At 40.3% G+C, this 24,028-nt stretch carries 31 protein-coding genes and 2 pseudogenes; 22 read left to right on the plus strand and 11 right to left on the minus strand.

From position 1 onward, the window contains the following. The first annotated feature begins 171 nt into the window (after nucleotides 1–171). The 5 genes from P9989_RS09265 to P9989_RS09285 all read left to right on the plus strand — a co-directional run bounded on the left by P9989_RS09265 (nucleotide 172) and on the right by P9989_RS09285 (nucleotide 4,317). On the plus strand, nucleotides 172–1,434 hold the full coding sequence (locus tag P9989_RS09265) for a glycosyl hydrolase family 18 protein (RefSeq protein ID WP_283078479.1): 1,263 nt from the start codon (nucleotides 172–174) through the stop codon (nucleotides 1,432–1,434). A gap of 72 nt (nucleotides 1,435–1,506) precedes the next feature. Beyond that, nucleotides 1,507–2,070, plus strand: coding sequence for a hypothetical protein (locus P9989_RS09270; protein WP_283078480.1), 564 nt, complete (start codon nucleotides 1,507–1,509; stop codon nucleotides 2,068–2,070). A gap of 429 nt (nucleotides 2,071–2,499) precedes the next feature. Then, the gene (locus P9989_RS09275; RefSeq protein ID WP_283078481.1) at nucleotides 2,500–2,952 is read left to right on the plus strand and encodes an ASCH domain-containing protein; all 453 of its coding nucleotides are present in this window, start codon (nucleotides 2,500–2,502) and stop codon (nucleotides 2,950–2,952) included. Nucleotides 2,953–3,544: 592 nt separating this feature from the next. Further along, nucleotides 3,545–3,730, plus strand: coding sequence for a PspC domain-containing protein (locus tag P9989_RS09280; protein WP_283078482.1), 186 nt, complete (start codon nucleotides 3,545–3,547; stop codon nucleotides 3,728–3,730). Nucleotides 3,731–3,930: 200 nt separating this feature from the next. Further along, nucleotides 3,931–4,317 carry an FAS1-like dehydratase domain-containing protein gene (locus tag P9989_RS09285; protein WP_283078483.1) on the plus strand — a complete coding sequence of 129 codons (387 nt, stop codon included), beginning with the start codon at nucleotides 3,931–3,933 and terminating at the stop codon, nucleotides 4,315–4,317. 38 nt (nucleotides 4,318–4,355) lie between these two features. On the opposite strand, the pseudogene P9989_RS09290 reads toward P9989_RS09285, so the two are convergent. The 3 genes and pseudogenes from P9989_RS09290 to P9989_RS09300 form a co-directional block, all read right to left on the minus strand. Continuing rightward, a pseudogene (locus P9989_RS09290) lies at nucleotides 4,356–5,259 on the minus strand (NAD(P)/FAD-dependent oxidoreductase). A 77-nt stretch (nucleotides 5,260–5,336) separates the two neighbouring features. After that, complete coding sequence (locus P9989_RS09295) at nucleotides 5,337–5,741, minus strand: RrF2 family transcriptional regulator (RefSeq protein WP_283078484.1); 405 nt, start codon at nucleotides 5,739–5,741, stop codon at nucleotides 5,337–5,339. Between the two features lie 168 nt (nucleotides 5,742–5,909). Continuing rightward, nucleotides 5,910–6,509 carry a GNAT family N-acetyltransferase gene (locus P9989_RS09300; RefSeq protein ID WP_283078485.1) on the minus strand — a complete coding sequence of 200 codons (600 nt, stop codon included), beginning with the start codon at nucleotides 6,507–6,509 and terminating at the stop codon, nucleotides 5,910–5,912. Between the two features lie 130 nt (nucleotides 6,510–6,639). Here P9989_RS09300 and corA point away from each other — a divergent pair, with 130 nt between their 5' ends. After that, complete coding sequence (gene corA, locus P9989_RS09305) at nucleotides 6,640–7,587, plus strand: magnesium/cobalt transporter CorA (RefSeq protein WP_283078486.1); 948 nt, start codon at nucleotides 6,640–6,642, stop codon at nucleotides 7,585–7,587. Nucleotides 7,588–7,906: 319 nt separating this feature from the next. On the opposite strand, the gene P9989_RS09310 is transcribed toward corA, so the two are convergent. The 3 genes from P9989_RS09310 to P9989_RS09320 form a co-directional block, all read right to left on the minus strand. After that, complete coding sequence (locus P9989_RS09310; RefSeq protein WP_283078487.1) at nucleotides 7,907–8,467, minus strand: FAD-dependent oxidoreductase; 561 nt, start codon at nucleotides 8,465–8,467, stop codon at nucleotides 7,907–7,909. An 81-nt stretch (nucleotides 8,468–8,548) separates the two neighbouring features. Next, complete coding sequence (locus P9989_RS09315) at nucleotides 8,549–8,881, minus strand: hypothetical protein (RefSeq protein WP_283078488.1); 333 nt, start codon at nucleotides 8,879–8,881, stop codon at nucleotides 8,549–8,551. Nucleotides 8,882–9,121: 240 nt separating this feature from the next. Next, the gene (locus P9989_RS09320; RefSeq protein ID WP_283078489.1) at nucleotides 9,122–9,250 is read right to left on the minus strand and encodes a hypothetical protein; all 129 of its coding nucleotides are present in this window, start codon (nucleotides 9,248–9,250) and stop codon (nucleotides 9,122–9,124) included. Nucleotides 9,251–9,395: 145 nt separating this feature from the next. On the opposite strand from P9989_RS09320, the gene P9989_RS09325 reads away from it, so the two are divergent. From P9989_RS09325 to P9989_RS09335, 3 genes are all read left to right on the plus strand, one after another. Next, nucleotides 9,396–9,932, plus strand: coding sequence for an HD domain-containing protein (locus P9989_RS09325; protein WP_283078490.1), 537 nt, complete (start codon nucleotides 9,396–9,398; stop codon nucleotides 9,930–9,932). Nucleotides 9,933–10,285: 353 nt separating this feature from the next. Continuing rightward, a complete protein-coding gene (locus P9989_RS09330; RefSeq protein WP_283078491.1) occupies nucleotides 10,286–10,426 on the plus strand; it encodes a YrzI family small protein in 141 nt (46 codons plus the stop codon). A 107-nt stretch (nucleotides 10,427–10,533) separates the two neighbouring features. Beyond that, nucleotides 10,534–10,671, plus strand: a complete 138-nt coding sequence (locus P9989_RS09335; RefSeq protein ID WP_283078492.1) for a hypothetical protein — start codon at nucleotides 10,534–10,536, stop codon at nucleotides 10,669–10,671. Nucleotides 10,672–10,714: 43 nt separating this feature from the next. Here the strand turns inward: P9989_RS09335 and P9989_RS09340 are convergent, their stop codons facing one another. Next, a complete protein-coding gene (locus P9989_RS09340) occupies nucleotides 10,715–12,067 on the minus strand; it encodes a dihydrolipoyl dehydrogenase family protein (protein ID WP_283078493.1) in 1,353 nt (450 codons plus the stop codon). Nucleotides 12,068–12,224: 157 nt separating this feature from the next. Between P9989_RS09340 and P9989_RS09345 the strand changes: the two genes are divergently transcribed. From P9989_RS09345 to P9989_RS09360, 4 genes are all read left to right on the plus strand, one after another. Next, nucleotides 12,225–13,502 carry a molybdopterin molybdotransferase MoeA gene (locus tag P9989_RS09345; protein WP_283078494.1) on the plus strand — a complete coding sequence of 426 codons (1,278 nt, stop codon included), beginning with the start codon at nucleotides 12,225–12,227 and terminating at the stop codon, nucleotides 13,500–13,502. 19 nt (nucleotides 13,503–13,521) lie between these two features. Further along, nucleotides 13,522–14,532: a GTP 3',8-cyclase MoaA gene (gene moaA, locus P9989_RS09350; RefSeq protein ID WP_283078495.1), complete on the plus strand. Its 1,011-nt coding sequence runs from the start codon at nucleotides 13,522–13,524 to the stop codon at nucleotides 14,530–14,532. A gap of 323 nt (nucleotides 14,533–14,855) precedes the next feature. Then, on the plus strand, nucleotides 14,856–15,281 hold the full coding sequence (locus P9989_RS09355) for a YwpF-like family protein (protein WP_283078496.1): 426 nt from the start codon (nucleotides 14,856–14,858) through the stop codon (nucleotides 15,279–15,281). Nucleotides 15,282–15,339: 58 nt separating this feature from the next. Continuing rightward, nucleotides 15,340–16,695 carry a TrkH family potassium uptake protein gene (locus P9989_RS09360; protein ID WP_283078873.1) on the plus strand — a complete coding sequence of 452 codons (1,356 nt, stop codon included), beginning with the start codon at nucleotides 15,340–15,342 and terminating at the stop codon, nucleotides 16,693–16,695. A 38-nt stretch (nucleotides 16,696–16,733) separates the two neighbouring features. On the opposite strand, the gene P9989_RS21680 is transcribed toward P9989_RS09360, so the two are convergent. Beyond that, nucleotides 16,734–16,868 (minus strand): YjcZ family sporulation protein, encoded by a 135-nt coding sequence (locus P9989_RS21680; RefSeq protein ID WP_390306739.1) that lies wholly within the window; start codon nucleotides 16,866–16,868, stop codon nucleotides 16,734–16,736. A gap of 63 nt (nucleotides 16,869–16,931) precedes the next feature. Beyond that, nucleotides 16,932–17,144 carry a hypothetical protein gene (locus P9989_RS09365; protein ID WP_283078497.1) on the minus strand — a complete coding sequence of 71 codons (213 nt, stop codon included), beginning with the start codon at nucleotides 17,142–17,144 and terminating at the stop codon, nucleotides 16,932–16,934. Between the two features lie 481 nt (nucleotides 17,145–17,625). Between P9989_RS09365 and P9989_RS09370 the strand changes: the two genes are divergently transcribed. From P9989_RS09370 to P9989_RS09380, 3 genes are all read left to right on the plus strand, one after another. Beyond that, nucleotides 17,626–17,850 carry a DUF1659 domain-containing protein gene (locus tag P9989_RS09370; RefSeq protein ID WP_283078498.1) on the plus strand — a complete coding sequence of 75 codons (225 nt, stop codon included), beginning with the start codon at nucleotides 17,626–17,628 and terminating at the stop codon, nucleotides 17,848–17,850. A gap of 25 nt (nucleotides 17,851–17,875) precedes the next feature. Then, nucleotides 17,876–18,088: a DUF2922 domain-containing protein gene (locus tag P9989_RS09375; RefSeq protein WP_283078499.1), complete on the plus strand. Its 213-nt coding sequence runs from the start codon at nucleotides 17,876–17,878 to the stop codon at nucleotides 18,086–18,088. A 78-nt stretch (nucleotides 18,089–18,166) separates the two neighbouring features. Beyond that, nucleotides 18,167–18,304: a YvrJ family protein gene (locus P9989_RS09380; RefSeq protein ID WP_163530218.1), complete on the plus strand. Its 138-nt coding sequence runs from the start codon at nucleotides 18,167–18,169 to the stop codon at nucleotides 18,302–18,304. A 41-nt stretch (nucleotides 18,305–18,345) separates the two neighbouring features. Here P9989_RS09380 and lepB read toward each other — a convergent pair whose 3' ends face one another. After that, a complete protein-coding gene (gene lepB, locus P9989_RS09385; protein WP_283078500.1) occupies nucleotides 18,346–18,867 on the minus strand; it encodes a signal peptidase I in 522 nt (173 codons plus the stop codon). Nucleotides 18,868–19,042: 175 nt separating this feature from the next. On the opposite strand from lepB, the gene P9989_RS09390 reads away from it, so the two are divergent. After that, nucleotides 19,043–19,258 (plus strand): Spo0E family sporulation regulatory protein-aspartic acid phosphatase, encoded by a 216-nt coding sequence (locus P9989_RS09390; RefSeq protein WP_346274898.1) that lies wholly within the window; start codon nucleotides 19,043–19,045, stop codon nucleotides 19,256–19,258. A 16-nt stretch (nucleotides 19,259–19,274) separates the two neighbouring features. Here the strand turns inward: P9989_RS09390 and P9989_RS09395 are convergent, their stop codons facing one another. Further along, nucleotides 19,275–20,438, minus strand: a complete 1,164-nt coding sequence (locus tag P9989_RS09395) for an aminotransferase A (RefSeq protein WP_283078501.1) — start codon at nucleotides 20,436–20,438, stop codon at nucleotides 19,275–19,277. A 107-nt stretch (nucleotides 20,439–20,545) separates the two neighbouring features. Here P9989_RS09395 and P9989_RS09400 point away from each other — a divergent pair, with 107 nt between their 5' ends. The 5 genes and pseudogenes from P9989_RS09400 (at nucleotide 20,546) to P9989_RS09420 (ending at nucleotide 23,455) form a co-directional block, all read left to right on the plus strand. Then, nucleotides 20,546–20,692 carry an FbpB family small basic protein gene (locus P9989_RS09400; protein ID WP_283078502.1) on the plus strand — a complete coding sequence of 49 codons (147 nt, stop codon included), beginning with the start codon at nucleotides 20,546–20,548 and terminating at the stop codon, nucleotides 20,690–20,692. A gap of 246 nt (nucleotides 20,693–20,938) precedes the next feature. Beyond that, nucleotides 20,939–21,772, plus strand: a complete 834-nt coding sequence (locus P9989_RS09405) for an MBL fold metallo-hydrolase (protein ID WP_283078503.1) — start codon at nucleotides 20,939–20,941, stop codon at nucleotides 21,770–21,772. 16 nt (nucleotides 21,773–21,788) lie between these two features. Then, nucleotides 21,789–21,950: pseudogene (locus P9989_RS21685) on the plus strand (GNAT family N-acetyltransferase); the annotation flags it as partial. A 116-nt stretch (nucleotides 21,951–22,066) separates the two neighbouring features. Next, nucleotides 22,067–22,624, plus strand: a complete 558-nt coding sequence (locus tag P9989_RS09415) for an isochorismatase family protein (RefSeq protein WP_283078504.1) — start codon at nucleotides 22,067–22,069, stop codon at nucleotides 22,622–22,624. Nucleotides 22,625–22,654: 30 nt separating this feature from the next. Beyond that, complete coding sequence (locus tag P9989_RS09420) at nucleotides 22,655–23,455, plus strand: pentapeptide repeat-containing protein (RefSeq protein WP_283078505.1); 801 nt, start codon at nucleotides 22,655–22,657, stop codon at nucleotides 23,453–23,455. Nucleotides 23,456–24,028 lie beyond the last annotated feature (573 nt).

Raw genomic sequence — 24,028 nt, forward strand, 5'->3', positions numbered from 1 at the left:
ATAAAGTGATTTAATCTTCTAATCCATCTATCGACGTTCAAATATATAATGTTTTTAACATGTAGCCCTTCTTTCTTAATCTTCCTGCTTTCATTCTAAATAGGAGTAGCAGTTATTTGTCATTTCAACATGATAATTGAAATATTCATTAGATAAGGAAGGAGAGATTATATGTTTGTCTATGTAGTTAAACGTGGTGATTCCTTGTATTCCATTAGTCAAAAGTATGAGGTTTCAATTGACATGATAAGACTCGTTAACGGATTAATTACACCAAATATCATTCCCGGTCAGGCTTTACTGATCGATACTAATAGATATGTTGTTCAACTAGGGGACAGTTTGTATAAAATAGCAAAAATATCTTATGTTTCACTGGGTTTGTTAATGGATGCAAACCCGGAGTTAGCATCGACCAGTCTAGAACCCGGGATGGAAGTCGTCATTCCAGAGATGCCGGATTATACCGCCTCCACCCTAGGATATATTTATATTACAGGAACACAGGCTGATCAGGACCTCATTCAAAATTTTTCTCCATACGCTACTTATTTCTCATTTTTTGAATACCGTTTCCTGGATGATGGTTCTCTTAGTCAATTAAACGATCTGGAAGGAATAGAAACAGCATGGAGACGGGACACTGCGCCGCTTGTCACGATTACTAATTTAACAACATCGGGTTTCAGTTCCGAACTAACTCACCAAATGCTAAATAATCCTTCATCAAGGCAAACGCTAATTAAGAACATTTATAATATGGTGTCGACGAGAGGATATGCAGGGGTAAATATTGATTTTGAAAGAATACTTGCCGAGGATCGTGATCTGTTTTCAACCTTCTTAAGTGAACTTAAAGACCAACTGGACCGGCAAGAGTTATTGCTAACGATCGCCATTCCTCCGAAAACAAGCGAAGATATTTCATGGCTTAGAGGGTATGATTACGGGGCAATCGGATCAGTTGTCGATTTCATGTTAATCATGGCATATGATTGGCATCACATGGGGAGTGTCCCTGGTCCTGTGGCACCGATAGATCAAGTTAGGAAAACGATTGAATTTGCTTTAAAAAATGTAAAACGAAATAAAATTCTACTTGGCATTCCGTTATATGGATATGATTGGAAACTGCCGTATGACAAGGACATTTTAGCTTCCGCGATTTCTAACCAAAATGCGGTAGAACTCGCAATAAGCCACGGCGTACCTATACAATATTCTGAGGAATCACAGTCGCCGTTTTTTAATTACGTAGACCAAACGGGACAAAGCCATGTTGTATGGTTTGAGGATTCAAGAAGTATTGCAGAAAAGAACAAGTTAATAACAGAATATCGTCTGTTGGGGGTTGGAGCATGGCAGCTTAGTCTGGGATTCGCCCAAGGTCCATGGATATTGACCAAGTTCTTTAACGTGAGGAAAATTGTTTAAAGGCAGACCCCGAGAAGGATAACCTTATAATACGAACGGGCGCTTTCCTGGAATAAGAGGTAAGCGCCTATTTTGGATAGAGGCCAGATTATTGAGATGTATACAATAAAGGTGGAAGGGTGGGGATGCAAACATCTATATAAAGAGGTAGCGATGAGAATCTATTTTCAAAAATTACTTTTTAAAAAAGGGTGTGTTAGATTGAAAAAATTATTTAGTTTGCTGACATTGTTATTACTTTTAGTTAGTTGTTCCAAAAGTGAAAGCAACCATTATAAATACATATTTTTAGGGGAAAGTGAACATTGGAAGGCCAGATATACGGTGGAAGGAAAGGAAGTTTGGGAAGAAGGAGGCACAACATATTCCCATAATGAAAGTTACGAGTTTTTAATAGAATATAAAGGTACATTAGACAAATTAGCAACTTTTGATGAGCTTGAATATTCCTTTGAAACAACTGCAGGTGGAGGGGGAGGTACTAGAACATTGGATAATTTACTCCAGGATTTGCATTTTACGCATAGAGGTAGTTCAAACGGGGCCAAAGTAAGTAAAGACGAAACTATCGAAGTTACAGTAAAATGGGGCAATAACAAGGAAAAAATTAAATTAGTAAACAGGAACAAGAGTTGACTCTTCCCCAAACATCCGCTTCTTTAATGAAGATTAGCGTTTATTTTCATGTATAGAGGGATGTTCTGGATAAGGTTGTTAGAGAAAATAGGGACCGCATTCCCCTAAACTGAGAGGATTAGGGTTCAAAATAGAGGGCTTATCCGTTGAAAGGAAAGTGCCTTTTTATGTAATAAATTATTGAGTTTATTATATTAATTTGAAATAATTGGTATTAGGGAAGGTTTTTAACATTACGTTAAAGTATTGTTTTTCATGTCCTTACCTGTGAGTGTTTGCTACTTTGTAATCGATGAATTATTCCGATTTAACGCTATTCGAAATTAAAAGGGATTAAACTTAAATCAGGAGTTTTATGCATACATACAAGGAAAAGAAGTGGAAGGGACGTTTGAAAATAAGTCACAAGATGAACTGGAGGACTAAGTCATGAATCAGGAAGCTCGAGTCTACTGGAATGAGTATTGGAAAGGTCAAGATAAACCGCAGTTAGTTAGTGCATGGCAATTCGGAGCTGATCCAGATTATTTGGCTCAATTGGTGATAGAGGGGACCAAAACGGCAACATGTTCTGGGTATGTTTTTTATGAGTTGGAAAATGAACCTTTACCTACAACAGAAGATTACAGCATCATCTTAAACAGCGTCGACCAACCTGTGGCCATCATTAAAACGGTAGAAGTTTCGTTAACACCTATGAATGAAGTGACTGAAGAGTTTGCTATTGCGGAAGGTGAAGGAGACAGAACATACCAATATTGGTGGGATGCTCATGAGAAATTCTTTAAGGATGAGTTAAATGCGATAGGTCGCAAATTCTCGGAACAGATGCTGCTTGTTTGTGAACGGTTCAAGGTGATTGATGTAAATAATGGGGAATGATGGTTCGATTCTGCAATACATCTACCACTTCTTGTCGTACTAGTGTGTTGTTTTTAGTAGGCAGCAAAACCTGTTAATCATAGTCATGGGGATAATCAGTGAAAAATTTCAAGAAATTCTTATACGGTTTATTCTTTATAATTATCCCCTTTATTTATGTTGTTGGGTTTATAACATGGGGATATTTTATTTCCAATAATCCAATTGAGGAAAGTGTGCCAGAGATTCTTTCTATATTAGGTATTTCTTATTTTTTGGGAAGCATCTTTTGGTATTTTAATATGGATCGAGTCGAGAAAATTTCTAATCAAATTCAGAAATGAAAGGAGGAAAATGTGATAAAGTGTCCTGCCCCGGGTTTACGCAAGAATCGGGTAGTTTAATGGGAGAAATGAATCGTCTTAAGGGGTTATCAAAATACATCGATCGCTTGGAGCTATAATTAAAAGATGCATTATTCTAAAGGAATGTGGCTGCTGCACGAGTTATCAATCATTGTGGAAGGATAGAGTTTTAATGACCGGATTTCAGAAAAATTTATAAAACAGACGTGCAAATAGCTGGAGTATCGTTAAAATGGGGGATATAAAAAGTGAATAGGAAGTTGAATAAGTCCTTTAAGAGTAAGTCAATACACGGAGTTTGTGGTGGTATTGCAGAATATTTAGGGTTATATCCTTTTGGTGTCAGATTAGTATTTATTATAGCATTGCCATTTTCTATAGTGCTGTACATATTATTGGCTAACACGCTCGATGAAGAGGTTCCGTATCTGTAAGGTTACTACTAAATAATAGGGCTGTAAATTCTTTATAATACAATTATAGTCGACTAATCAGTCGTTGAGCCAAAGGGGGATTTAAGTATTCTGTTCTTTGAAATAAACTTTCCAAGTGCAAACATGATTCTAATTAAGGATAAGCTCCCTATTCTTATTGACACTGTAAGACAAATGGGTTTAAAAAAGGAGGAATAAAGTTGTCTTTAAAAGTGGGCGATATGATTACATTTGAACGAACTTTCACAGCAGGTATCGTGGAGTTGTTTACTAAAATTTCGGGTGATGAAGGGGTTCATCATTTAACCCCGGATGAACAGGGGAGACTTGTAGTTCAAGGACTACTAACCGCCACTCTGCCAACAAAAGTGGGGGGAGATCATAACGTACTGGCCCGTACTATGAATTTTGAATTTTTAAGACCAGTGTTTACGGGGGATACAATAATTTGTGAAGTAACAATCGAGAAGTATGAAAAGCAAGAAAATAATAGAATATCGATTATGGCATCATTCCTATGCACAAATCAGGATGAGAAACAAGTATTGAGAGGGAACTTTGCAGGTTTTATCCTTCATACTAAATAAGCTGATGAGTTTGCCTTTACAACTCATCAGCTTATATTTTAAAACCTATCGACTGTTATATCCATGTTTATGATAGAGGCAGCTTTAGTGCCATCGGCCGCAGCAATCATCAAAGATGAGGGTCCAGCCTTTTCTGTTTCACCTGCAATATATATCCCACGTACTGTTGTTCGTCCAGCACCGTCTGTAATAATTCCGCCGTTTTCATCAGATTGACAATTTAATTGTTCAGCAAATTGATTTGGTCGATAAAAACTTGGAACTACGAAACCGCCACTTCTTAAAATGCGTTCACCTGATTCTAGTTCAATACTTTCTAAGTGACCATGATCTCCATGCAAGTTTTTAATACCCGCTGTATAAACCTTGATCTCTTTACTTTCAAAGTCATTTCGCACTTTATCGGATAATTGATAGCCATTAGTAAAAACAATTAAATCCTTTGACCAATTAAAAACTAATTTTGTCAAATGAATAATATGTTCCTCATTTTCTGCCATTATACCCAAAGGCTTGTCTCTCAGCTCCCAACCATCACAATATGGACAACTGAATAAACTTTTACCGTAATATTGTTTAATCTGTGGTAAGGGAAAATCTTCTTGGATACAGTCGCTAACATTACTTTTTCCGCTGTATAAGATATATTATTCGATGTATTGATTAGAAAAAAATCTTTTTCATTATCTTTATTTATTTCAATAATTGTCTCATTTGAAACGGACACAGAAGGATAAGATTCTAGTTCTTTAATGGCTATATCTTTAAATTCCTGTAGTTTAATTCATCTCTTGTTAGAAATCCATGTGACTGCTGTGTTACACGATTTCTGTTTGTTCCATTATCAAAGATAGCAACCTTTCTACGCGCTCTCCCTAAAGTTAAGGCTGCACTTAATCCGGCAGGTCCTGCACCAATTACAATACAATCATATTTATTCATCAATGATTTGCCTCCATCCTTAAATATATATATTATAGAGTCTTAATATCTACAATTAGGGTAAAAGACATCCTGATTTATATAGATGTCTTATTCATTTTGTCAGCCAGGTCAACGATAAGTGTTTGATTCAATTCATCTAAGAGCTTTTCCTCAGCTGATTCGATCGACTTCTGAATTAAACAATTAGGGTTATGACTGTGACAGTAATCAAAAATAGGCGTCAATCCTTCAATAGCCTTTATAACATCAAGTATTGAAAGTTCTTCCCAGCCAGGTTTTAATTTATAGCCGCCATTTGCCCCTGAGACAGATTCAACCATACCCGACTTTACTAATTTTGTTAGTATTTTAGATAAATATGTCGTTGAAACTTCCTGGTGCTCAGCTAATTTTGCCACCCCAATATGCTCATCAGGGGGATTAACAGCTAAAAATAGCATGGTGTGGAGGGCATAGTTCGTTGCTTTGGTTAATTTCATATGATTACTCCTAATGTAGACTCAATGTGTCTATAATATCTACATAAATGTTTAATGTCAAATACAAAGTTTCTTTAAAAATAGGCAAACCAACTTATGTGGGATTTCATAATAATAGTCACCTACTTGATGGAGAGGTATAAAACAATCATCCACGTTTCAGGACTACTAGGGATGATTCCCTTCGATTCTATGTGAGCGGCCAGCCTTCCACTCTTCGCGGAGCACTCCCATGCGAATGGCGTCGTAATATCGTCCTTCATAAATACGACATTTTCGCATACGGCCTTCAAGCTTCATGCCAAGCTTTTCACCTACGCGCATCATGCGTTGATTTTTAGACCACGTCGTTAATCCAACACGTGCTAAAGGAAGTTTGGAAAATAAGTGGTCAATCCAGAGGTTTAGTGCTTCCGTTCCATAGCCTCCATTCCAATAATCCACGTTGTAAATGCCAATTCCCACTTCCAACCACAGGGAAGGTTTGTGTTCCCAATAGTATGTGACGGTCCCGATGATGGTATCGTCGACTTCTATAACCAAGCGGGAATCCGGTTCTTTCTGTTTTAACCGTTCTTGTCTGGCGTGTTCATGGCTGCGATAAGTTTCTAAGGTATGAGGTTCTAATGGATAGTAGGGAGCGTCCCATTTCTTCCACTCAGGTTCTTCCACACCGTATATTAATTCCCACAGAATGGGGATGTCTTGATCTGTTATGCTGCGTAATGTGACAAGTTCGCCTTCCATTTGAATAGTTTGAACACTCATGCAGATCAGTCACCTTTCCGAATTATGCTGATTCTATCGTACCACAGCTTTATAATGGATCGAAGGTTTTATCAGTAAAGCGAGGGGGAAGGCTACATACTAGTTGATGTCCAAGCTAGAGGGTGGTTATATGCTTAAGTTTTATGGTTATTCCAAAGCCCACGGGTGGAAGGAAGGAAATTTCTTAGATGAACTCGGTGAACTGGAGATGGAGTGGTATTGGGTCGATTTTGCGAGTCCTTCGGAACAGGAGATAAATCTGCTGCATTCGTTCTTTCATTTTCATCCACTGGCTATTGAAGATTGTATGCACGATTTGCAGCGGCCAAAACTCGATTATTATGACGATCACACTTTTTTTGTTTTCCATTCGTTAGCAACCAATACAGACAAACAAGAAATCGACGTGTTTCTCGGTGATCATTTTATTGTAACCTACCACAAAGACCACTCTGAAATCATTCAGTCGGTGGAAAGTATGCTGAAGCGAAGTCATGATCATCAAGATCAAGACGAGTATTATGTGCTGTATCAGCTGCTTGATAAGGTGGTCGATCATTACTTCCCGATCGTCTATGAAATTGAAGATCATATTAATGAAATAGAAGATAATACGCAAAAGCTATCCATGGAGCAATTGCTGGAACAGTTATTTGACCGCCGTGGAGAGTTGTTGAAGCTGCGGCAAACCGTTCATCCGATGCGCGACTTACTGTATCGCATGTTAAACACGCACCATTTGGAAAAAGTCCAGCAACGAAAAGAATATTTTACCGACATCTACGATCATTTGCTAAAAGTAGCTGAAATGATTGCGTCTAATCGCGAAATGACACAGGACATTCGTGACAGTTACTTATCGTTGAACTCACATCAGACGAATCGCACGATGCAGATTCTGACAGTGATTTCAGTGATCTTTATGCCCCTGACCTTTGTTGTGGGGGTGTACGGAATGAACTTTATGTTTATGCCGGAGCTTAACGAAAAATACGGTTATTTTGTCGTCTGGGGGATTATGATTACGATGGCTGCCGGGATGTTTATCTGGTTTAAGCGAAAAGGGTGGTTTGATTGATTCGTTCCCCACACGACGTGGGAGAGCTCTACGCCGAACTTCCTATGGACCCTACTCCCTAGATGGTTCTACAAGTAAGGTTTTCAGCCAAAAGACGTAGAGTTATTTCACTCTTCGGACCGTTATCGGGAGGCGCTTTGCTTATTATAATTGTGGTATCAACCATAAAGGGGTGGATACCACTGGTTAACGTGTTCGAAATTTCACTATTAATAGAAGAGCGCCGCCTTAAATAAATAACTCCCACCTATGAAACGGGGAGGAGTCTTTGAGTCAGAAGATAGAAAAAGGTGCCCGTAACAGGCACCTTCTTTCAAGTTTACTTCATCATGTCGTGATCTACATAACGCTCGCCATTTAATTCACTAATCACATTTATGGCAACTCGTGCACCGTCACCTGCTGTAACGATTGTATGTACACTGACACCTGCCACCGTCCCTGCGGCCCAAACTTTCGGTTTTTCTGTGCGGCCTCGTTCATTTACCTTGATTATTTTGGCTACTCGGGGTTCAGTCCCTTCTGTGATATCGAGCCCAAACTGTTCCGCAGCTTTAACAGACATGCCAGTAGCAAAAATGATATGGCTGGTGTCAAACGCGCCTTGGTCCGTCTGGATCGTATAAAGCTCGGCATCTTCTTTAATCTCCGATACTTCTGCTTTTACAAGTTCAGCCCCAAATTTTTCAGCCTGTTCCTGTCCACTCTGTAAGAGTTTAGGTCCTTCAATTTCGTTAATGCCATAATGATTTTCAATCCAGGCTTTGGCTGTGATACTTTTTCCACTATCAAACATAACTACATTTTTACCTGCTTTAGCCGCGAATATGGCGGCACTCGCTCCAGCCGGCCCGGATCCTATAATTGCGATATCGTACATGTTATGCACACTCCTTTATCCGTTCTGTATCTAGATTAGCAGTAATACCATTGTTTCAAATTCCGATCGCGAAGACCTGTGCTACACAGTGATGGAAGCACACTGATACATTTGAGCAGGAATGTATTGAGCTCTACAGCTGATGTCCTCAATAGCTCCCTGGAATTCGTTTAAAATAACCTCATAGGTTCCAGTTGCATTATCTCCATCAATAATAAGTAATAATGGTTCATCAATATCCATAAGCAGGAAAAAGGATAACAGTTTCGGTAAATGGCCTGCATCGGCTATAAGGTTATGTTGGTGAAAGTAAATGTTTGTATTATCCTTCGTTGAATGCTTATATATATTCATAATTTGATTTGTCTTGATCGGGTTTTTTAAATGGACTTGATATGAGGATAAATGAACCACTTCGTCACCTCCATGTAATCGCTTTGTTACAATAACATTACCCTGGCTTATATAGAGGTAAACCTTTATGACTTGAATTCTGCCCGGCATTCATAGATCATTTTACGAGTCATGCCTCCGCCTGCTACGAGACTTTCATCTGTTACAAAGTCGTTTTCTTTATCGGTTAAATAAAAACAGACTTCCGTAATATCTGCCGGCTTACTGACCTTTTTAGCCGATTTCCCCGATTAGTCCCAATTAGTTTTCAGCCATGCTCTTCATCACTATCACACCTGCCACAGTCGCTCCTTTGTCTGCATAGGATAAAGCTAAGCCTCTTCCAATTCCATTACTTATGAGCAGTACGGTTTCTTTTGTAAAATTCATGGGAATACCTCTTATATGGGGTAGTTTCCTTATTAGCGAATGTCGTAAACAGGAATTATTCCATTCGCCTCCTGTAAGACGTCATACTTGAGACAGTCCCTGGGGCATGCTATAGTCAACTATTAAAAAATGAGGAGGTGGGGGGATGAAACGTGTTACCCTAGTCGATATCTTTAATCAACGCATTACACAAAAATATTTACAGCGCTCTGGTATTAACCACGCTGTTACGGTGGCCGAAAATGCATTAGACATGGCCATAAAAGCCAATGTCTCACTGGATTTAGCCACAAAGTCCGCCTTGCTTCATGATATGGGGCATTACGAATGGTATAGAGATGGTAAATGGGATTATGAAGAGTACCGTCGTCATGATATCCATGCCATCAAGGGAGCGGAGCGCGCCCATAAGTTATTGATCAGGTTGGGAGAAGACCGTCTGGTTGCTAAAGAAGTTTCCTTGGCTGTACTGCTCCATACTGACAGCTATTTACCATTTGAAATATCAGATCAGCGAACGCCCATGCAACATGTGGTTGCGGAAGCGGATGCCCTGGATGAACAGCCGGGCGGTCAGCATCATTATAAGGAAATGGAGCCGAATGAAGCGGTCGAACGGCTCCATAAAATAGATAAAAAAATTGAAGAGATGCAGTCTCAAGAAAAAGGAAAATCAAATTAGTGTGACATTTTTCAGAAAAGTGCTTTACTTTTTACAGAACTTTCTATATAATTTCCGTTGTAGGTAAAATATTCTAATGAAAGCGAGGTCGATTAACATGAAAAACATGATGACAGCACCATTTCAAGCTAATTGTATAAGGTCGACCTGCGCAAACGAATCAATCTAGTTTTTTACGGGATAAATGTAATCATACTTGCTGCAGGTGGCGCATATTGTAACCCTGTGGCTTTTTTAATGGAAAAAATCCCTCTATGTAGGATGATTCCATATATGTTTTACCTCAAGCCACAGGACACCTGTGGTTATTTTTTTATGTAAAAAACTAATTGACAATTTAGGAGGTGATTTTCATGACCATACACTTTTTATTATTTTCCGTTCATATTCAAAGAAGGCCAAAAAAACGTAATAATGGGCAGCATTCTATCTACAGGGCAACGGCTTATGACAAGTTTCTTGACCGAAAAGCACGCATGACCAATTTTTACTAAAAATGGGGGTGTATAAAATGGCGATTATGAGAAGAATTGTATTTATGGCTTGGTTGAACGTAGAGAAGGATACGGCATAGTTACGAAAGCGAAAGAGGAGGATATCGATGAGAATCAATATGATTATTTTCACGATCAGCATTGAAAAACGGGTTGCTGATTGGCGTGACGACGTTGAACGCAACAAGTGTCAACGCATTCATAGGAAAATAGAAGAAAACAAACGTAAACACTTATATATATAAGAAGAAACCCGCTGGCTTCCCAGCGGGTTTTACCATTCCCATCTTAAAAGAAGCTTGGAATATCACTTTCTGCTGTTGGATAGCCCCAGAGCATATTTCGTAAATCAGATTTAGTCATTTTCTTTTCAATGGCAGCCGTAAACAGGTTAATCAGGTGGTCGCCATGACTGGATAAGACATGGGCCCCGATCAGTTCATCAGTAAATGGATTGATCATTAATTTAACATAAGCTCCCTCGTCGTTCATCCGTTTATAAGTGAAGAAGGAATGCACGGTTCGCGATTGCACTTCATAAGGGATTCGTTTTTCCTTAGCTTCCTGTTGAGTAATTCCGACAGACCCGAGAATCGGATACGTGAACACGACAGAAGGGATGGCTGAAGTAATCAAAGGCTGTTCTTCTGCATCGACTAAATGACGCATCAATCGTTCAGCTTCCTCTCCCGCTGGGGGGGTTAGGGCTTTTAATCCTGAATCGGCTGCATCCCCAGCAGCGTAGATATGCGGCTGAGAGAGCGATTGAAAGTTATGATTAACTTTAACTCCATCATCCGTTGCTTCTATCCCAGCCTCATCCAAGTTCAGCTCTTCAAGATTTGCCTGGCGTCCAGCACCATGAATGACCAAGTCTCCTTTTATTTCATGTTCATGGTCAAACTTCTTCACTCGTAAACTGTAGCCGCCGCTAGTGAGATGTTCAATTTCTTTCACTTCCGTACCTGTGTGGATATCAACGCCTAGATCCTTGGTATGTTCAATCAGCTTATTGGAAATTTCATGATCAACAAAATCCAGAACATGTTTGCCACGGTGAACAATCACTACATCCTTCCCGAGACGGGCACATAGATGAGCGAACTCAAAGGAAATGTAGCCGCCTCCGACAAAAACAACCCGATCGGGTATCTCTTCCAATTCAAAGAAATCATCACTGGTAATCATATGATCAAAGCCGTTAATCGGCAGTAGTGAAGGGCGAGCCCCTGTAGCAATCACAAATTTATCAGCGGTAATATTCTCCTCACCGATCTTTAGTGTATGAGGGTCCAGAAACGCAGCTGTTCCATGATAAGTGACAATCCCTTTTTCCTTTAAAGATTGTTCGACCGATTCGGCAACAGGCTCGGTAAACGAATCCTTGTACGCCTTTAAATCCTCCCAATTTAAGTTGAATTCTCCGGAAATTCCTTTTCCCTTTAAACGCTTCGCATCTTCATAAGCTTCCATGACTCCTGTCAGAACTCTCTTCGGATCACAGCCTCTTTGCGGACATGTCCCACCATAAGGTCTTGCATCCACGATAGCTGTTGAAAGTCCTCTTCTCTGTGAGATCGTAGCGGCTGTACTGCCTGCTACTCCTGATCCGATTACAATTACGTCATATGTAGTGTTCATGAGTATAGTTCCTCCTTTAAACCTTCTATATCCCTTCATACCCCCATATCGACACCCGAAAACCACTTAGAGAATAGTACATAAATTTTGAAATTATTGTTTAGTTTCGTTATGGTCAAAAAAAGACCATTTTTCAAACAGGTAAAGGATGAAAAAGATGAACTTACATAGACAACCAATTCCCGTAGAAGAAGCTGTTCAACGAGTCATGAAACACAGACCATCGCAAAAATTAGAGGAGGTTCGTTTGGAAGACAGTTATGGACGCATGCTTGCCGAAGATATTAAAGCAACCCATCCCGTCCCTCCTTTTAGTAAATCACCGTACGATGGATTTGCGCTCAGTGCAGCGGATACAGCACAGGCCAGTAAAGAATCTCCAGCAAGGTTTGTAGTGACGGAAACAGTGGCGGCCGGTCATCGAGCCAGCCGCCCGCTTGAAAGTGGTGAAGCAGTAAGGATTATGACCGGAGCGGAAATTCCTAAAGGAGCCACTGCTGTCGCCATGTTTGAGATTTGTCAAACAGATGAGCAGGCAAACACCACGTACATGACTATTAAGCGCAGTCTTGAAGATGGACAGAACATTATCGGCCAGGGGACTGAAACAGAAGAAGGCGAAGTTCTCGTCCATAAAGGGGAAACCATCAACCCTGGTATTCAAGCTGTTCTTGCTACCTTTGGCTACGCAAACGTGCGGGTCTATCAGCGTCCGCGTGTTGGTGTGTTTGCAACAGGAACAGAATTGCTTGATATCAACCAGCCGCTCGAACCCGGAAAGATCCGTAATTCCAATGCTTACATGATCTTGGCGCAAATTGAACGGAGCGGTGCAGAACCGATCTACCTTGGGAAGCTTGCTGACGATTTTGATACGTGTTTCGAAGCCGTTCAACAAGCTTTATCAAAAGTGGATTGTTTAATTACCACGGGAGGAGTTTCCGTTGGTGATTATGACCTAATGCCGGACATTTATGAAAAGCTGGGAGCTGACGTATTATTTAATAAAATCGCGATGAGACCAGGCAGCGTAACAACAGTTGCTGCGCTTGGCGGGCAGCTGCTGTTTGGATTGTCGGGAAACCCTTCCGCTTGTTACGTAGGGTACGAACTCTACACTCATCCGTTTATTCAAGGATATTTAGGGAATCAACGAGTATATCATAACGTGATCGATGCACAGCTGGGGGCGGATTTTTCGAAACCGAATCCATTTACCCGGTTTGTGCGTGGATTCGTACGCTATGAACAGGGAAAGGTTTGCGTCTATCCAGCTGGTATCGATAAATCCGCTGTCGTCACCTCTCTTGCGCATTCTAATGTGCTGATCGTGTTACGCGGGGGCACGAGAGGTTATCAACGAGGCGATGTGGTGCGTGCTATACTTTTAGAAGACCGCGAAGGGACAGAGACGTTTCAACTTTACAGCAGCTGAATGGAAGGAGCGGTTTAGAATGGTTCAATATGTGTTAGATAAATATGATCGCCCGATGAAAGATTTACGAATCTCCGTCATTGATCAATGTAACTTCAGGTGCACTTACTGTATGCCTGCTGAAATATTTGGTGATGATTACCGGTTCATGCCCCCGGAAGAATTGCTCAGCTTTGATGAAATCGTTCGGCTTGTTGAGATATTTGCGAAGTTTGGCACTGAAAAAGTCAGACTAACCGGCGGCGAGCCGTTAATGAGAAAAGATATGGATCAGCTAGTGGCACGATTGAAGCAAGTTGATGGGATCAAAGATATTGCGATTACGACGAATGCGATATTTTTAGTCAAGCAGGCACAGAAATTAAAGGAGGCAGGGCTTGACCGCGTCAATGTCAGTTTAGATGCGATTGAAGATGAAGTGTTTAAGCAAACCAATGGACGCGGGATTAAGACGAGTCCCGTGTTAAAAGGAATTGAAGCGGCCCGTCAAGCAGGACTTGAGATTAAGATAAATATGGTCGTGAAAAAAGGCATGAATGAGAGCCAAATTCTACCGATGGCGAAATATTTTAAAGACACCGGTGATACGTTACGGTTTATCGAGTTTATGGATGTGGGCAATCATAACGGATGGAATTTAGATACGGTCGTCTCCAAACAGGAGATTATTGAAGAAATTCACGCGGAAATGCCGCTTGAGCCACTGGATCCTAATTATTTTGGCGAAGTTGCGAACCGATACAAATATAAAGACCGCGATGCTGAAATTGGAGTGATCTCCTCGGTCACCGATGCCTTTTGCAGCAGTTGTACGCGAGTTAGGTTATCAGCAGACGGTCAATTGTACACTTGTTTATTTGCAAGTGAAGGCTATGATATCAGGCAGATGTTAAGAAACGACAGCAGTGATCAAGATATTATTTCAAAACTGATTAAGATTTGGACGAAGCGCGATGATCAATATTCTGTCGAAAGAGCTGAAGGCAAGCCAGCCAAGAAGAAAATTGAAATGTCCTATATTGGCGGCTAGTGTAGAAGTAGGCAGACAGAGTCATACTGCATCCCCCTTGATATCTTTCTCAGAAAAACGGCTACAAACTTATAAAGAATCATCATTACAATGAGGAATTTACCATAGTGGTCGCCCAAGGGGAAGCAGAGACGATTTCAGATATTGCGGGATCGATAGAAGCCAACTCAGAAATTTATCGTCATTAATCCTTTACACACAAACGTAAACGTGAGTTTACGTTTGTGTGCTTTTTTTACGAGTAAAATGAAGGACTGCTTTACTCCAATAAGCTTCGTACTCTATAATGATAAAGATAGAAAGACAACCTGGAGGTGCAATTTGTGAAAACATTTAAGCTTGTGTCGCTTGATATCGTAGAAGAGAAAAATGACGACCTGACACAAAGAAGAATCAAGTTGAATGATGGGTTGATCATTAACCGTGAAGACGACAAAGGGCGCTGGGTTGTGGAGGCGTACGTCGACCGTAGTTATGAAGATTACTTTCAAACGATCCAGGATCATGAGGAAGAACTGATGATTCAAGTTAAAATTACAAAAAGCAGCAACCGACCAGCTACCTTTCTCGTTAAAGTTATTGATAACAATATAATTGGAGACTATATGAATGTGATCTTCATGGGGAGTATTATCGATCGCCGGCGAGAGCACATTGAAAAGATGTTAAAGCTGCTTATGGATGAAGGCTTCCAGGGCGATGAATTACTTGAGGAATTTAAACGGCGCGGAGAGGAACAGAGAGGGTAATCCTCCGGGTCATACATAAATTATGGAGTGTAGTTATTAAAGGAGTACATGCTTAATGATGTGGGTGAGAAAACGAAGCCTTTGGTGGCTTAATAAGCTGTCACCGTTTCAATTGATTGCGTTATTTTATTTATCTGCTGTGACGATTTCTTCAATCTTAATAGCCCTGCCTGTAGCCCATCAGCCGGGTGTAGAACTTGCTTTTATCGATATTTTATTTACGGCTGTAAGTGCTGTGAGTGTAACCGGGCTGACCACTGTGTCTACTGTCGATACCTTTAGTACAACAGGGATCTTTATTATCGCTTTTGTTCTTCAGTTTGGCGGGATAGGGGTAATGACTCTGGGGACGATGGTCTGGCTCATTCTCGGTAAAAAAATTGGCTTGAAAGAACGACGGCTGATTATGGCTGACCAGAACCAAACCTCTTTCCAGGGGATGGTGCGTATGGTTAAAGAAATCGTTATCGTCGTTTTACTGATTGAGTTCATAGGGTTTCTAATATTAGGGACGTATTATCTGCAATACTACGAACCTGCACAAGCTTATCTACATGGTTTTTTTAGTTCGGTCAGTGCCACGACCAATGGAGGTTTTGACATAACGGGGCAATCTTTAATCCCTTTTAAAAATGATTATTTCGTGCAATTTATTCATATGGTATTGATTATTGCGGGGGCTATCGGGTTTCCTGTTTTAATTGAGGTCAAGCAGTATCTCTTAAAGCCCAGCCATAAAAAAATTCAATTCACGTTGTTTGCCAAATTAACGACATTTACCTTTCTGGTATTAGTGGTCGTAGGGGCATTGATTATCGCCGTCCTTGAGTCTAATCACTATTTTGCAGGCAAGGATTGGCACGAAATTTTATTTTTTTCGTTATTCCAATCTGTCACGACGAGGAGCGGGGGCTTGGCGACACTCCCTATCAGTGAGTTTACTGGCCAAACCCAGTTGTTTATGTCTGCCTTAATGTTTATCGGGGCTTCTCCGAGTAGTGTAGGAGGCGGGATTCGAACGACCACGTTTGCTCTCGTTATCATCTTTATTTTAACGTTTGCTCGCGGGGAGAGTAATATTAAGATCTTTAGAAGAGAAGTTCACAATGAAGACTTAAATCGTGCGGTTGCTGTGACGATGATGGCGGTAATTACGTGCTTTGTAGCAGTGCTCACTCTGACCATAACTGAACCTTACGATCTGAATAAGCTAATTTTTGAAGTCTGTTCGGCGTTTGGAACAACAGGGTTATCACTCGGCATAACGGCTGGCTTGTCCACCTTTGGAAAAGTCATCCTTATGCTGCTGATGTTTATCGGCCGGATCGGGATTCTTACCTTTTTGTTCACATGGAAAAAAGATCGGAAATCAAAAAGTTATCACTATCCGAAAGAGAGAATTATTATAGGGTAATAAAAGACTGTACACAGCGGAAGGCTGTGTACAGTCTGTCACATATATAAGACGGCACCTACAATAATTAAAAGGATGAAAAGGACTACAATAAGGACTAAGTCACTAACACGAATTCGGCCATCCAAGCTGTTGCACCCGCATCTGCATCCATAAAGGCTGCCTCCGTGCATAAGCTCACCTCCAGTAGGATCTACACAATAGCCTATGCGGAGGCAGCTACGCTGTATGGGTTCCTACCCATTTGCAGAGGAAAATTCGTCCATAAACGCGTCTTTGGGGACAGAAATAATCTTGGATTGTTGATTATTAAGGTCTTTCACATTGGAGAACGAATTTTCTTCATCGAGCTCATTACACCAGTGGTTTACATTATCGTTTTTCAATTCGTTAATGAGCAGCGGGGCAGTTAAGTTATTGGGACTTGATATACGCTGATTCGCATTCATATGAACGCCTCCTCTTACTTCATTATGCCCTGGACCCTTTTGTTCTATTTACGTTTTGTGATAAGCTTATACAAAATTCGTGAAAATGCTTTGTCAGCAAAAAAGGATGAGGCTTAAAAATTTCCCGGGGAATGAAGCAGACGAGTTGGTGCAAAATATTGTATAATAGGGGAGAACTAATCCTATTTTAATTTATAGAAGAAGAAGCAAGCATGTTGAACTTTTGCTACAATAGAAGCGATGAGGAGGTGCTGGTATGGAAGCCGTCATTATGTTTATTGTTTGTGTTGTCATCTTAGTTGGATTTATGGGATTCTGTATATTTGACCGTGGGTAAATCTGGCACATAAAGCAACATCCATTATACACAGTAAATCAAGAAGTAAACACCTGATAGCAGGGTGTTTGCTTTTTTTTTATGGCTTATTGACACCTGCCTGAGGGTCACCTTCGATTATAAGAGTGAAAGGAGGTGATCACCATGGCCGTAACAGCAGACAAAACGAACTCACAATTGCAACTCGTATTCGAAAACGGAACAGATGAGAAAGGAAATGTCAAGTACCGTACGAAATCGTTCAATAATGTAAAAATGGATGCAACAGCAGACCAGCTTTATAAAGTGGCCGTTGCCCTTGTGCCATTACAGCAGCGCTTGCTATCGACGATTGAACGTAATGATTCAGCTATTTTAACTAACCTATAATTCGTAAAAAGGAGGAACAAAGCAGATGAAGAAACTTGAACTTAAATTTCTGAATGAAGAAGGAAGTATTGTAACGATTTCCCTTGATGAGCCTGTGGAACCGGTAGATCTGGTTGCGATTCACGCAGCGATGGATGCAGTCATTGCTGAGAGTTGTTTCTATTCCAGTGGTGGGAATTTGGTGGAGAAGAAGCAGGCAAGAATAGTAGAACGCAACGTAGTTGATATTGAATTATAAAAACTAGTCCTACCAAATTGGCCATTATGAAGATAAGCTTCATAATGGCTTTTATAATGGAAGAAGGGAGTGTCAGAATTGGATACTTGGCTGCCATTCATAACAGATGTGGGGTTCCCCATTGCGGTCACGTTCTATTTATTGCACCGCGTGGAAGGAAAACTTGACGATCTGATTGAATCTATCCATCATCTTCCTGACAAAATGAAAGGATAGTAAAAAGCGCGCCATCTTCTGGAATAAGAGGCGCGCTTTCTTTATTGTGTTAAACTGATTTCATCAAATGGATAAATAATAAGTTCAGTTCGACCGATGATTTCTTCTTCTTTAATAAATCCCAGTCCATTACGACTGTCCTTACTGATTGCCCGATTATCTCCCATCACGAAGTATGTGTTATCAGGTACTTTAATCGGACCGAAATCTCTTGTTGCCATTATGGCTTCTTCACTTAAATAGTTCTGTTCTTGTTTCTGACCGTCAACATAAAGCTGATGATTTCGAACTTCTATTGTATCGTTAGGCTTTCCGATTACCCGTTTCACATAGTTTTTAACAGGACGGTCAATTATGACGATATCACCATAGGAAGGTTCATCAATATAGTAAATAATTTTATTAAACATGACACGTTCTCCGCTCTCAAGCGTAGGGTTCATGCTGGCCCCTTCGACGATTGAAGTGGCAAAGAAGAAAGTGCGCAGTATAAAGGCAAGAACGACGGCGATAGCAATCGCTTTAATCCATTCCAGCCACTCTTTCTTAGCTTGTTCAGACAATCTGAATCTTCCTCTCTTAATCATGCTCGAATATCTTTCATTTTATCACACGGGTAAAAAAATAAAACAATGTTGCGAACTGTAATCAAATTTTAACATCAATTTGATCGATATCTTGAAAATTCAGTGAATATCTCGAATTCTTGCTTTTAGTTCTTTGGGGTGATGAAAGAGTATGGTAAAATATAGTCTATATTCGCATACGCTAGGAGGTACGATGATGGGAAGCGGCCATGACCAGCAAGATCAACTCATTTATAAAATTGAAGAGCTACGCAGGCGTATGACAGAGACAGCGCTAGAAGAAGGATTCTCAAGTTCTAAATCGGTGCGAATGAGCCAGGAATTAGACTATTTATTGAATCAAATACAAGAGAAAAATGAAGCATAAAAGAAGAGCGAAATTCTTATTCGCTCTTCTTTTTTCTAAAAAAGCGTTCTAATCGGTCCAACCCTTCTTGTAAGGTATCCATTCCATAAGCATAAGATAGCCTCATGTAGCCATTTCCATACTGGGAAAAAGCATCTCCAGGAACTAAAGCCACTCCGGCTTCTTCTACGAGTTGAACTGCTTTATCAAATGAACTCATTCCCTCTAACGGAAACTCCGGGAACACATAAAATGCCCCATCAGGTACCTGATACCGCAGCCCCATCTGGTCGAGCCGGTCTAACACATAGGTTCTCCTTTTTTCATATTCCTTTTTCATATGCAGCGGATCGGACTGGCCGTTTTCGATCGCCTCAAGTGCAGCATACTGACTGATCGAAGTGGCACAAGATACATTGTACTGATGAACTTTAAGGATATGCTTAGCTAACCATGATGGAGCCAGCAAATAGCCGATTCTAAAGCCTGTCATTGAATGCGACTTCGACACCCCATTTACAACAATCACATGATCCCGTACAGAAGGAAGCGAGGCAATCGATGTATGTGGAGCTGAATACGTCAGCTCACTGTAAATCTCGTCGGCTATCATAAACAGGTTATGAGCTTTAAGTACATCTGCGATCGCTGTTAGTTCATCATTTGATAAGGAGACACCGGTCGGATTGGATGGATAAGGTAAAATCACACACTTCGTATTTGCTGTTACGGCCTGCTCGATTAAATCAGCGGTGAGCTTGAACCCGTTCTGGCTCGTATCGACATGCTTGGCCGTTGCTCCCGCAAGTTTGATGAGTGGCTCATATCCTGGGTAAACCGGCCCTGGCAGCAACACTTCATCCCCTGGTTGTAAAATGGTTCTCAACGTAATATCGATTGCCTGGGACGCTCCGACCGTTACAATCACTTCATTCTCAGCCCGGTACGATAAATCATACTTTTCGTTTACGTGATGGCTGATCGCTTTCCGCAGCTCCAGCAGACCGGCATTGTGCGTATAACTCGTATGATTGGTATGTATTGCCTCGATAGCTGCCTCTTTGACATGATCAGGTGTTGGAAAATCCGGCTGCCCAATCGTTAAAGAAACAACATCCTCATACTGACTGACCATATTAAAAAATTGGCGAATCCCTGATATTTGTATAGATGATAGTTGTGGATTAATAAAACGTTCCATATTGTCGCCCCCATTTAAATGTTAACAAAATGTTCAAACAATTTAGATTTATTGCTTTCTTTATTTGTTATAATGAAATTGTACAAATTGAGAAAGGAGTTTGAGCAATGAGACCAAATCGAACCTCTTTTGAAGAGCTAGTCAACCAAAATAAAGAACAGCTCATGAATGATCAGCAAGCCTTAGAACAAATCGACAAGCAAATCGATGAGAAAAGAACAAAAACTACTGATAAATCTAAATTTGTAAATTGATCATATCATAGTGAGAAAGCAGCCGCATAGCGTGGCTGCTTTTTCTATTTGCTATGGATCGGACATGACTTTAGCCGAATATACAACTATACATAAAGTTGGTGCAATTATCGCTACTTTGCAAATCTCCACCTTCATAATCTTCAGAAAAGATTGAAGATAAAAGAGGTTGTGGTACTATTTAAGAATACAATCCAAATTTATTCCATAAGTAGGCAATAAAGGATAGGAGCGTGACATAGAACTATGATCAATGTATATGAACAGGAGGGCGTAACCTGTATAGAGGGGGAAGTGGTTAAGTCCGGACGCAAAGCGGGTAGGATTTATTCCTTTCTAACAGACGGTATGTTAGTCGATACTGGACCGCAAATTCTAGAGTCTGAGTTGATTCCCATTTACGAAGACGTATCGATGGACCTCGTCATCTTAACGCATAGCCATGAAGATCATACAGGCACAGCTGCATGGCTTCAAGAAGATCGGGATCTTCCCATTTATATTCATGAAAAAGGTATAAGTACATGTGCTGAACTCTGCGCATATCCAAAGTATCGTCAACATACCTGGGGAATCCGTGAACCATTTAAGGCGTTGCCGCTTGGGGATACAGTTCAATCACGACAGCAAGACTGGCATGTGATTTATACACCAGGTCACGCCAATGACCACATCGCACTGTTCCATGAAAGCACAGGCAGGATGTTCACAGGCGATTTATACGTAACGCCGAAAACAAAGGTTATCATGCAAAGTGAATCAATCCCCGTCATCATGAATTCCATTCAGAAGCTTCTCACCTATGAGTTTGAAGCGATATTTTGCTGTCATGCCGGCTACATCAAAAATGGAAAAGACATGATGAAGCAGAAGCTGAATAATCTAGAGCATCTGTGTGATGAAGTGAAACGCCTTCATCAAAAAGGGTTCACCATTGCTGAAATCGATCAACAGCTTTTCCCAAAATCTTATCCAATCGTCGAAATCTCAGAAGGGGAATGGGATTCACGACATATCGTTTCTTCCATTCTTTCTGATGAACAACAAAATAGAGATTTAATTCAGCGACAGGGGTGTTGATTTGCAAAATGGAGACTTACATTTTCACCGAATAGAAGCACACATCAATCTGGATAACCCACCATCTATCTGGCTGGCTGAAAGTGTCGGCATGGAGTTCGATTGTGTCAGGAAAGGCTTTATTTACGAGTTCGGGGAGTGGACAGGTCACCTCCTTTATATGTCTAATTCTAAATAAAGAATGAAATCTCATATCTTAAAATACAGTAAAAAGTGAGAGTAATTGAAACTTTTATTATTAGGCTTTCAAAGAAAAGCAAACATAAAAAATTAAAGTGAAAAGGGGTTATCTTATTGAAGCAAGCTTTGTTAGTGATTGATGCCCAGCAGGAATTAATCGAGGGGAATGAAGATGAAAAATGTGTATTTCAAAAGGAGAAGCTAGTCAAACAAATTAATTTGGTAATCGATAAGGCGATAGAATCTGATTCATTCATTGTTTTTATCCGAGATAAAGATGTTGCAGAAGGCAAGGGAGAAGGATTTCAGACCCATCGAGACATAACCATCCCTGCTGATGCAAAGGTTTTTGATAAAGAAGCGACAAACTCTTTCCATGGAACCCCGTTGTTGAACTATTTAACAGAAAAAAAGGTAGAACACCTCGTAATCATGGGCTGTAAGACAGAACATTGCGTGGATACAGCCGTAAGAACAGCCACTGTTAATCATTTCGATGTCACGCTAGTTCAGGATGGGCATTCAACGACTGATTCAGCAACGTTATCTGCTGAACAAATTATCATGCATCATAATGAAATTCTTGATGGTCATTATAATGTGGAACATTTTTCTGATGTTAGAGGTGCACAGGAGGATTTATTTCAGCCGCGGCACAATGATTACCGGTAAATAAGCAATAAGTTTAGGAAGTGTTTGATCATGTTTGATGAATTAAAATCAGATTGCAAGAATTGCTTCGGATTGTGTTGTGTGGCATTGCCTTATGCGGAATCAGCCGATTTTCCGGTCAACAAGGACCGCGGACAACCCTGCCAGCATTTATGTGCAAACCACTTATGTTCCATACATGACCAATTAAGAGAGAAAGGATTTCGAGGTTGTGTGACATATGAGTGTTTTGGTGCTGGGCAGCATGTTTCACAGAATATTTTTAATGGGAATAACTGGCGAAAAGAATCTGATCGTGCTAAAGAAATGTTTGCTATATTCCCTATTGTACAACAGTTGCATGAGATGCTTTGGTATCTTATGCAAGCTCTGGGTCTAAAGGAAACTCAATCAATTCAAGCTAGTTTGCAAAAAATTTATGAAGAAACGGTTGAACTATCCACAAAAACACCTGAGGAGATACTAGAACTCGATATTGATGTACATCGAAGTGAAGTGAACGCTTTATTGATCGAGACCAGCAAATTGTATCGCGCCAAATATACTAGTAAAAATAAAAAGAAAAGATTAGATTACGTAGAAGCAAACCTAAAAGGGCTGGATTTACAAGGCGATGATTTTAGAGGGAAACTAATGATTGCAGCTAATTTGAGCCATAGTGATTTGAGAAAGGCAGACTTTATTGGTGCTGATCTTAGAGACGCAAATCTAAGCGGCACTAACTTGAAAGAAACTCTTTTTCTAACACAGTCACAACTTAATTCCGCAAGGGGAGATCATCATACTCAAATTCCCGACTATTTGGAAAAACCAAGCCATTGGTTGGAATAGAACGTTTCCGCATTTAGGTCTTCCTCAATTGAGCGGGTTGGAAGGGATAAGGAACTTCGACAACTAGGAAGTTCCTATTTTTATTTCTAAAATTAAAACGTATTCTATTAGTATCGAGTAAATTTTGAAACCTGATGAATATGAATGCGGAAGATAGATAACAAAAAATGAAGTGGAGGGACCACAAATGATGGGACGAATGCTTACGTTTTTCGATTTTATCAGGAATTGTCTTTTTCATAGTCGGATGTTCATCTTCTGCTTCGCCAGAGCAAAATGAGACCATTGCCCATATCGAAACGGCTTACGATTTCACCGATTATGTAGAGTACAGTAAAGAAGGGTCAGACCGAGAGTCCATGAAAATGACTGGGAGAGTAAATGCGAATGAGGAAGGTAAAATTACATGGGTGAGATATTACAATGGCGGAGAGTTAATACGGGCACTGGATGGAGTACGTTAAGTTAGCGTGGGAGTGACGCCTATTAAGAGATTTATTTATGTTGAGGATCTAAATAACTCATTTGCAATTTCACGGCTGTCAATGTAATATATAAATTACATAATGAAAC

The organism is Halobacillus naozhouensis, from assembly GCF_029714185.1.
Lineage (GTDB): Bacteria > Bacillota > Bacilli > Bacillales > Halobacillaceae > Halobacillus_A > Halobacillus_A naozhouensis.